The 8,279-nt window shown below is 55.9% G+C and carries 9 protein-coding genes and 1 pseudogene; 2 read left to right on the top strand and 8 right to left on the bottom strand.

The features are described 5' to 3' along the window. The 5 genes and pseudogenes from CMG77_RS00165 to CMG77_RS00145 form a co-directional block, all read right to left on the bottom strand. A pseudogene (locus CMG77_RS00165) lies at positions 1-180 on the bottom strand (hypothetical protein); the annotation flags it as partial. 35 nt (positions 181-215) lie between these two features. Next, positions 216-965: a copper resistance protein B gene (locus CMG77_RS00160; protein ID WP_277673024.1), complete on the bottom strand. Its 750-nt coding sequence runs from the start codon at positions 963-965 to the stop codon at positions 216-218. A 9-nt stretch (positions 966-974) separates the two neighbouring features. Then, complete coding sequence (locus CMG77_RS00155) at positions 975-2,753, bottom strand: copper resistance system multicopper oxidase (RefSeq protein WP_286804747.1); 1,779 nt, start codon at positions 2,751-2,753, stop codon at positions 975-977. 71 nt (positions 2,754-2,824) lie between these two features. Then, a complete protein-coding gene (locus CMG77_RS00150) occupies positions 2,825-3,385 on the bottom strand; it encodes a c-type cytochrome (RefSeq protein ID WP_277673025.1) in 561 nt (186 codons plus the stop codon). Between the two features lie 17 nt (positions 3,386-3,402). Further along, positions 3,403-3,693, bottom strand: a complete 291-nt coding sequence (locus CMG77_RS00145) for a hypothetical protein (RefSeq protein ID WP_265367045.1) — start codon at positions 3,691-3,693, stop codon at positions 3,403-3,405. 185 nt (positions 3,694-3,878) lie between these two features. Here CMG77_RS00145 and CMG77_RS00140 point away from each other — a divergent pair, with 185 nt between their 5' ends. Beyond that, a complete protein-coding gene (locus CMG77_RS00140) occupies positions 3,879-4,571 on the top strand; it encodes a heavy metal response regulator transcription factor (protein ID WP_277673026.1) in 693 nt (230 codons plus the stop codon). Beyond that, positions 4,558-5,952, top strand: coding sequence for a heavy metal sensor histidine kinase (locus CMG77_RS00135; protein WP_286804742.1), 1,395 nt, complete (start codon positions 4,558-4,560; stop codon positions 5,950-5,952). The genes CMG77_RS00140 and CMG77_RS00135 overlap by 14 nt, the downstream gene beginning before the upstream one ends. Positions 5,953-5,958: 6 nt before the next feature. Here CMG77_RS00135 and CMG77_RS00130 read toward each other — a convergent pair whose 3' ends face one another. From CMG77_RS00130 to CMG77_RS00120, 3 genes are all read right to left on the bottom strand, one after another. Beyond that, positions 5,959-6,315, bottom strand: coding sequence for a hypothetical protein (locus tag CMG77_RS00130; protein WP_286804741.1), 357 nt, complete (start codon positions 6,313-6,315; stop codon positions 5,959-5,961). Positions 6,316-6,416: 101 nt separating this feature from the next. After that, positions 6,417-7,115 carry a YagK/YfjJ domain-containing protein gene (locus tag CMG77_RS00125; RefSeq protein WP_286903380.1) on the bottom strand — a complete coding sequence of 233 codons (699 nt, stop codon included), beginning with the start codon at positions 7,113-7,115 and terminating at the stop codon, positions 6,417-6,419. Positions 7,116-7,458: 343 nt separating this feature from the next. Next, entirely contained in the window at positions 7,459-8,040 is a 582-nt protein-coding gene (locus tag CMG77_RS00120; protein ID WP_286875194.1) for a hypothetical protein, read from the bottom strand. Positions 8,041-8,279: the final 239 nt, after the last annotated feature.

The raw sequence follows: 8,279 nt of genomic DNA, 5'->3' as shown, positions 1-8,279 counted from the left end.
GACGATGACGGCGGCGGCCAGGAACGCCAACGGGAAAAGGACGCCGGTCATCTGCGCCATCTGCCCGGTAAGCGCAAAGATACCGGCGCCAATCATGACGCCGGTTCCAAGCATGACCGTGCCCGGCAAGGTCAGACTTCCTTCCTCATAACGGGTTGTTCTGTCTAGGTTATTTGCCATGCATCCTCCGGCATTTGGTTACTCAACACAGCGCTTTAGAACCACATACGAACACCGACCACGATGCCAGCTTCGGACTCATCACCGCCCTCTGCACGAATCTGGTCAGCCTTATCGCCCAGGGATCGACTCCAGTAGCCCCCGATGTAAGGCGCGAACTCTCTGGCCAGTTCGTACCGATAGCGTAACCCCACACGAACATCGTTAACCCCACTGGGGCGACCGTACTTTTCGGCGTCAGTCAGCGCGGCGGCAATCTCCACGCGGGGCTGAAGATACGACACTTGGGACATACGAAGGTCGTACTCGGCCTCAATGCTCGCGGCTATATCTCCATCTTCATTAATCATAATGGAGTTGTCCATTTCAAACCGATAGGGAGCTACTCCAAATAGACTGAACACAACATAGTTTTCGCGATTCGCCCCCGACGCCAACGAACCCCGGGTACCAATACCGCCCTGCAGCTCCCAGAATGGGGCGATCAAACGACTGGCCAGCACCTCCGCGCTTTCCAGCTCAGTGGGCTCTCCATCATCCTTCCGGTTTTCGCCTTCACTTTTAAAATAGATTCGATTCCGATCCCCGCCGTACCAAGCCAACATATCCCAGACGATCAAGCTTTCCTCGTTATCGGTGCGGGTGGCCTCCAGACGGTCAAACAGTACTTGACCGGTTCGGTAGGGTTTGACCGGGTCCGGCCAGTCGTCTTCCGCGTGGCCCGCATGCACCGTGCTGGTCATTCCCACCAGCGTTAGAGGCATCAAAATGTTCAGTTTTCTCATAAGTCCTCCTTAGCTGACGTTGACGACGCGGAACATGCCCGCCTTCATGTGGTACAGCAGATGGCAGTGAAAGGCCCAGCTGCCGGGCGCATCGGCGCTGATTTGCAACGAGACCACCTCACTGGGCTTGAGGCTGATGGTGTGCTTGCGCGGACGGGGATACTGGCCGTTTTCAAGCTCCATCCACATGCCATGCAAATGGATCGGGTGTTCCATCATGGTGTCATTTACCATAATCAGACGCAGGCGCTCTCCATGGTTGAACTCCACAGGGCCATCGACCTCGGTAAACTTCACACCATCAAAGGACCACATGTATTTTTCCATGTTGCCGGTAAGGTGAAGCTCAATGTCCCGTTCCGGCTCCCTCTCGTCTGGCCAGGGATGAGCGCCGATCAGATCGCCATAGACCAGAACGCGATGATCCACATCCTCAAGACCAACGCCAGGCTCATTCAGCCGGCTGACCGGGTTGCGAGCAATCATCGCTGCGGCGGGACCATGGCCGCCCGGCGCGTGCTCGATGCCAAGATCCGGGGCCGAAGGCCGTTGTTGAGATGCCGCCATACCCCCGCCATGGTCACCGTGCATCTCATGCTGGCCCCCCATACCGGATTCATCGCCCTTGGAAGACGACATATCCATGCCATCCATATCGTGGCTCATTCCCATGGCCGCCATACCCCGCTCGGGCACCGGCCGCAAATCGGGCACCTGTGCTTGCTGCCCCACCTCCGTTGCGAGCGTGCCCCGGACATAACCGCTGCGGTCCATACTCTCCGCGAACAGCGTATAGGGCCGGTCGCTTTTCGGCGTCACGATGACATCGTAGGTTTCCGCCACGCCGATACGGAATTCATCGACTGTGACTGGCTTGATCGGTTGACCGTCGGCGGAGACCACCACCATCTCAAGGCCCGGAATGCGAAAATCAAAAAACGACATGGCCGATCCATTGATGATTCTCAACCGGACCTTTTCGCCGGGCTTGTACAGCGCTGTCCAGTTTGTTGCATTATCACGGCCATTCATCAGATAGGTATAGGTGGATCCGGTCACATCCAGCAAATCCCGGGAGCTCATGCGCATTTGGTTCCACATAGAGCGCTCTTTCCAGGTCTTCTCCAGACCCTGGCGGCGAATGTCAGCCAGGGTATCGCCCAGAGTACGCTGCTGGTAGTTGTAGTAGCCTTCCGCTACCGTCAGGTTGCGGAACACCTCATGCGGGTCTTCAAAGGTCCAGTCGCTCAGGACGATCACATGCTCCCGGTCGGCGCCAATATCGCCGTCTGCCGGGTCAATCACCAGAGGCCCGAGGTGACCCAACTGTTCCTGCAAGCCTGAGTGACTGTGATACCAGTAAGTTCCATTTTGTTGAACGTCGTACTCATAGCTGAACGTCTCTCCCGGCTTGATACCGGGAAAACTCACGCCAGGCACGCCATCCATATTTTCAGGCAGAATGATGCCGTGCCAGTGGATCGAGGTGTCGTCACTCAGTGCATTGGTGACGTTCAGGCGAGCTCTCTGTCCTTCTTTCAGCCTGATCAGCGGCCCAGGCATGCTGCCGTTAATGGTGATCGGCCTGCCGATCTTTCCACCAATATTCATCTCCTCCCGGCGAATATGTAAATCGATCGCAGAGCCAGCGTTGACCACATCGCCATAGCTTCGTCCCAGGGGAGACGCCCAGGTCGGCGCCATCCTGGCCATAGCGAGGGCCGATGCCACCCCGATCGCCGATTTGATAAAGCGTCGACGGCTCGCCTCTATCGGTTTTCCCATCATGCAACCTCCTGACTCTTGTAAACTCTCGCAAAATGGATCTGACTCCAGGGCCCACCAGGCGGTAGCCCAAGCTAATGATGAGGAGCTTCAGCGGAACCCCGAGCAGTCAAGACTTGATACTGCTCGTGGGACAGCTCGGGAAGGCGTCTCAAGAAAGCCACCATGCTCCAGATTCGCTCGTCATCATGGTTCGGACCCCAGCCCGGCATGCCGGAGGCTTTGATGCCGTGTTTTATGACCCAAAACCTATGTTGGGCCCGCGACTCAAGATCCTCTTCCCCTTGATGCGGTTGCGTCAGATCCGGTGGCGCGGGATTGAGGCCCAAGGTGAAATCACTCTCATCCTTGCCCGGTTTGAGATGGCAGCCGGCACACATGTCATTGTAATCAGCGCCCCCGGCCAGCAGGCGCTCGGACGTGTCCAGATCCGCGGGCACTTCAATCCCGCTCGACGCCCGGTCAACCGAGCGTTCGCGCAGTGTTTCCAGCGCCCAATAAGTCAGTGGCGTATGGTGATCGTCCGCGCCGACGGGATACAAACCCGAGTAGATGAACGCTACAGCCGCCGCTATGGCAATGACGAGCGCAGCGATTAGGCATTTGATGCAAGACAGAAACCTAGGGGCCGCCATGTGCTCTCCTTTATGCTTTAGTGGTCGTGTTGGGAATTACGCGCTGCGTCGTCATCGGACTCGGAGTGCTTGTGCTCGGACTCCTTTGAGTCGGCATCCTTCTTATCCATGTGCTGCTTGCACTTCTTCATCATGGCCTGCATGACCGGGTCATCCATGTCCATCTCGGCGTGGTCCATGTCTTTCATTTCTGAGCATTTCGGCTTTTCGGCCTCCTCCATATGCTCCGACGGCTCATGCGCCTGCACGGCTAGGACCAAAATAAGCGCTGGCAGGGCGGCCAACCAACGTAAAGTTTTGTGTGTCATGGGGTAACTCCTCAATTGGAACGAAAGTGAACAGCCATTGCTGTTTTCAACAACCAACACTCACTCTAACAAACTGGCCCTGTCTGCCAGATGACTCAAACATTACATTTTTGTAATGTTCGTGTAACCTTGTCGTTGGACACAGTCAGCTACACTCGTGCGATACGGATCAGAAGAGGTGCTTCATGCGACTGCTGGTGGTAGAAGACGAAGTAAAAACAGGTGACTATCTGCGCCAAGGCTTGACCGAAGCCGGCTTTATGGTCGAGCTGGCACGCAACGGTCTCGACGGCCATCACCTGGCGATGACGGAGTCTTTTGAGCTGATAGTTCTGGACGTCATGCTGCCAGATGTGGACGGGTGGCGCATCGTGCAGTCATTGCGCGAAGCCGGCCGCCAGACTCCGGTGCTGTTTCTAACGGCACGTGACGCTGTGGACGACCGCGTAAAGGGCCTGGAGCTGGGCGCCGACGATTACCTGGTGAAACCTTTTGCCTTTACCGAACTTCTGGCCCGAATACGCACATTACTGCGCCGGCGATCCGCGCCTACCCTGTCGGAACAACTGGAGATTGCCGACCTGTCTCTTGACCTGCCAAAACACCGCGTTACCCGCGCCGGGAAGAAAATCAACCTCAGCCACAAGGAGTTTTGCCTTCTGGAGCTTATGGTCCGTCGGCGTGGCGAGGTGTTGCCTCGTTCGCTAATTGCTTCCCAGGTATGGGATATGAACTTCGATTCCGACACCAATGTGATTGATGTGGCCATTCGTCGATTGAGGGCCAAAATTGACGATGATTTCGAGCCCAAACTGATTCACACCGTGCGTGGCATGGGCTACAAACTTGACGTGGAAACCGACAATGAAGATCACTAATCGGCAACCACTGTCGCTGGCCGCTCGGGTCATGGTGTTTGTGGGGCTGGCCATTGGGCTCAGCCTCTTCCTGATCGGGAACCTCGTTCTCAGTGCCGTCGAACGTCACTTCGCCGAACAGGATGCCGTTGAACTGGCCGTAATGACCGAAGCCGTTGTCGAAGCCTTGCAGAGCGGTGCCAACGGTTCCGCACGACAGACTGATGCCTTGGCTAACGCCATATCCGGACATCACGGAGTCTTTTTCCAAGTTCGGGATGAGCAAGGCGATGCTATCTACAGCATGCCGGGTGCCGACCTGTCGCAAGCATCCGATACCCTCTTCCCAGCGTCCGAAATCAATGCAGGCAACGTGCAAACCTGGCAGGAAGGCGATAAGACCTTCCGGGGTGTGATCTCTGAGAGTGAGGTCGGAGGCCGGAGTTACTCGATCACTACGGCCATTGATATGGGCTTCCACCTGGAGTTTCTCCAGAGCTTTCACCGCACGTTGTGGCTTATCATGAGCCTCGCCGGCGCCATTACCCTTCTGGCCGCCTGGTATGGCATTCATCAGGCCCACGCGCCCCTGCGCGATTTGTCTGACAGAATCGGCGATATCCAGGCCGATCGGCTTCACGTGCGCCTCGACCCAGCCTCGGTGCCATCGGAGCTACAGGGCCTGGTCACCTCGTTCAATCACATGATCGGTCGGCTGGAAGACAGCTTTACTCGCCTGTCGCACTTCTCGGCCGACATCGCACACGAGTTGCGTACGCCGCTCACCAACCTCATTACCCAGACCCAAGTCGGCCTGGGAAAGGCCAGAGATAGGGAAGAATACCGTGAACTGCTGTATTCCAATCTGGAGGAGCAGGAGCGCCTGGCCAAGATGGTCAATGACATGCTGTGGCTGGCCAAGAGTGATCACGGTCTCCTCAAGCCTGTACAGACACCGCTGGATTTAGCGAGGGAGGTGAATGCGCTGTTCGATTTTTTCGAGGCACTGGCGGAAGAGAAGCAAATCCGCCTGATATTGGAAGGCCAGGCACCCCCCATTCATGGTGACCGGGCCATGCTGCGACGAGCGATTTCCAACCTGCTCTCCAACGCCATCCGCCTCACACCCTCGGGGGAGACGGTACTCGTACAACTGGCCAGAACCGGAGACCAAGAGGTCTCGCTAAGCGTCCAAAATCCGGGTTCGGAGATTCCCGCCGAACATTTACCCAACATTTTCGACCGCTTTTATCGCGTCGACCCGTCGAGAGCTCGTCAAAGCGAGGGCGCAGGACTTGGGCTCGCTATTGTCAAATCCATCGTCGAGGCTCATGGTGGTCGCGCTGAAGCAACATCGGCGCGAAACATGACCATTTTCACGCTCACCTTTCTCGAAGACTGAAACGAACTATGTCTTCTCATGTTGTAGATGAGCGCCGCCACATGCCCAACGTTTACGCCAAGCTTCCACATCAAAGGTTCCAGCATGCCAAGTGGCAATGATGATGTCCGAGAAGGACTCTTCGCCCAGACGCACTGGATAACCGAACAACGCGGCGTGGTCTTTCTCCTGATACCAGCGCTGCGCGTAAACCGGCTTACCACTGGTGACCGCCACCTCCACCATTGATGGCTGAATCCTCTTGACCCAGTCCGCACGTTTTGACTGGCTGGAAGACAGTTCGCTTTGGCTCGCGCCATCCAGAACGTCGCGACTAAGTGGAGTAAGTGTTCCGGTGGCAACCAGTTGATAATCAGTGTTCATGATTGGGCTCCTGTGAATATGGCTACATATCAACAGGCGAGCCCATCAAGAATTACTACCTATCCCGGCATATGGGCGCCTTGTCGGCGCCCATAACTCAATCACCACATCCATCCGCCGACTGAAGTCTGACTTGTCCGGAATGAGTGGTAGCCATCGTCAAAGGATTTGGTGGCGGCTTTCGTAAGGTAGCTGCCCCGCAAGAAGAGCTTCTGAAGCTCCCATTCAACGCCCCGCCGAACAAGATACTGCCCATCTACGGGAAAGTTCGCCAGCCCCTTCCCCTCGAATTCCGGCAACATCAACACATTCGCCCAGGACTCAGCTATCACGTTGTGCAGATTCTCTCCAGAGTAATTGAAATTACCCAGCGTGTTGAAGGCATGGCCGTTCAACAGAATCAGCAGATGAAAATGTGGTTTCGTCTCACCTGCCTTGTATTCACGTGCCCAAGCATAGTGGAGCTTCGCTGGGTGAATACGGCCCTTTCTGAGTTGATACCGAGACAGCCTGTATTTCAACACCTCCCAAAACCGCCTGATGTACTCATTGCCAAGCGCTTCTCCTTCGAGAGGCCAGTAGCTCACCGGGAACCTAAGATCTACCCGAACTGCAAATACACGGCTGTTGTCCATTAGGGATTCCAGCGCCACCTCGTACAGTCGCTCCAGATACTCCTCAATAAGCGGTCCTCTGGTTACCTGAACCGGGAGGTTTCGGTAGTGATGATCTTCGTGGAGTGTTAAGTGGCCCAGCTTGGCTTTAGGTTGGTCGTGGTGTTCAAATGTAGTTGGTTTCATGGCTACTCCAATAGGTAGGTTTATTGACATACCGTCAGGAGGCTCCATCAACTTTTACACCACGTCAGGCTCTCGCTCGCTATCGACGTTATATGAGGGCTGCTTTGAGGCAGCCCATTACTCCGCTGCTACCGCTTCCCATGCTTACTATCGTGCATGGGTTCATCCACACTGGCGTGTGTGTATATTACTATTCCCTACATGACTGGACACATGAAGCCCCGACGTAGACAGAGCCTAAGGAACGGGCGCTCGGCAAGTCACGGCGTTTTTACGCTGTCGATTATTTCGAAGAGTTTTGAAGAAGCCTATCAAACCCGGCCTCCTCTTGGACGGGACCGCCCTACTGAATTTGGCCGTAAGACCTGCCCAGGGGATTAGAGGCGTCCGGGCTGAAAGTTATTCCCGTCAGCCCCTCGCTGACGCAGAGATCCCTTACCGGCTCACCGCAAAAAACCCCCTTGTAGAGATCCAGCTCAGTTTTAAACATTGGGACGCCGGCAAGCCTTGCCTCAACAAACCCAAAGTGCACCAAGTTTCCGTGCTCGTCGTAAGCAGTCGCAGATTGAATAATCGCATCATACTGCTCTGCCGTGGAGGTGGGGTTGAAAATATATCCTTTGCGCCCGCCGAAGGTCACTGGCAGGCACTCCCCGCTCTGCTCCAACAGATCGCCCAGGACCAAGAATGCTCTCTCGGACAGGAATAGCCGCCCGAAGTTTTCCGATACGTCCGGCACTTCGGTCGCTCTCGAACCCTCGCAGGGGCGGAACTCAATCTCTAGCGGCTTCCAGACGCCTTGATACGCCTTGGGTTCAGCGTTAAAGGCAAAGGTTCCGTGTTCCTCCCCCAGCTTGGTCATAGACTCCACCGGCGGAATGACATGCATTAGGTACGACTCATCGTGCAGAATTCGATAGATCATTTGAGCTGGCTCGCTGGCAGCATGACGTATGGCGGGAAGCTGGAGGTCTGGAGCTTAAAGCGAACCATTCGGAGCGCGTCCGCCAATGAACGGTCGTCCTTGATACGGACGTGATCAATGAGGGTGCCCAACCAGCGGTAATTGTTCGGCGACAATTACGGTGGCCGGTCCGCGACAACTATCTTGGCCGGTTGAGTGACACAATCCCGTACCTGACATCCACCATAGGAGACGCAGGT

Source organism: Marinimicrobium sp., from assembly GCF_002695945.1.
GTDB lineage: Bacteria > Pseudomonadota > Gammaproteobacteria > Pseudomonadales > Cellvibrionaceae > Marinimicrobium > Marinimicrobium koreense.
The sequence above is the reverse complement of the archived record's forward strand: the minus strand, read 5'-3'. Positions and strand labels throughout refer to the sequence as shown.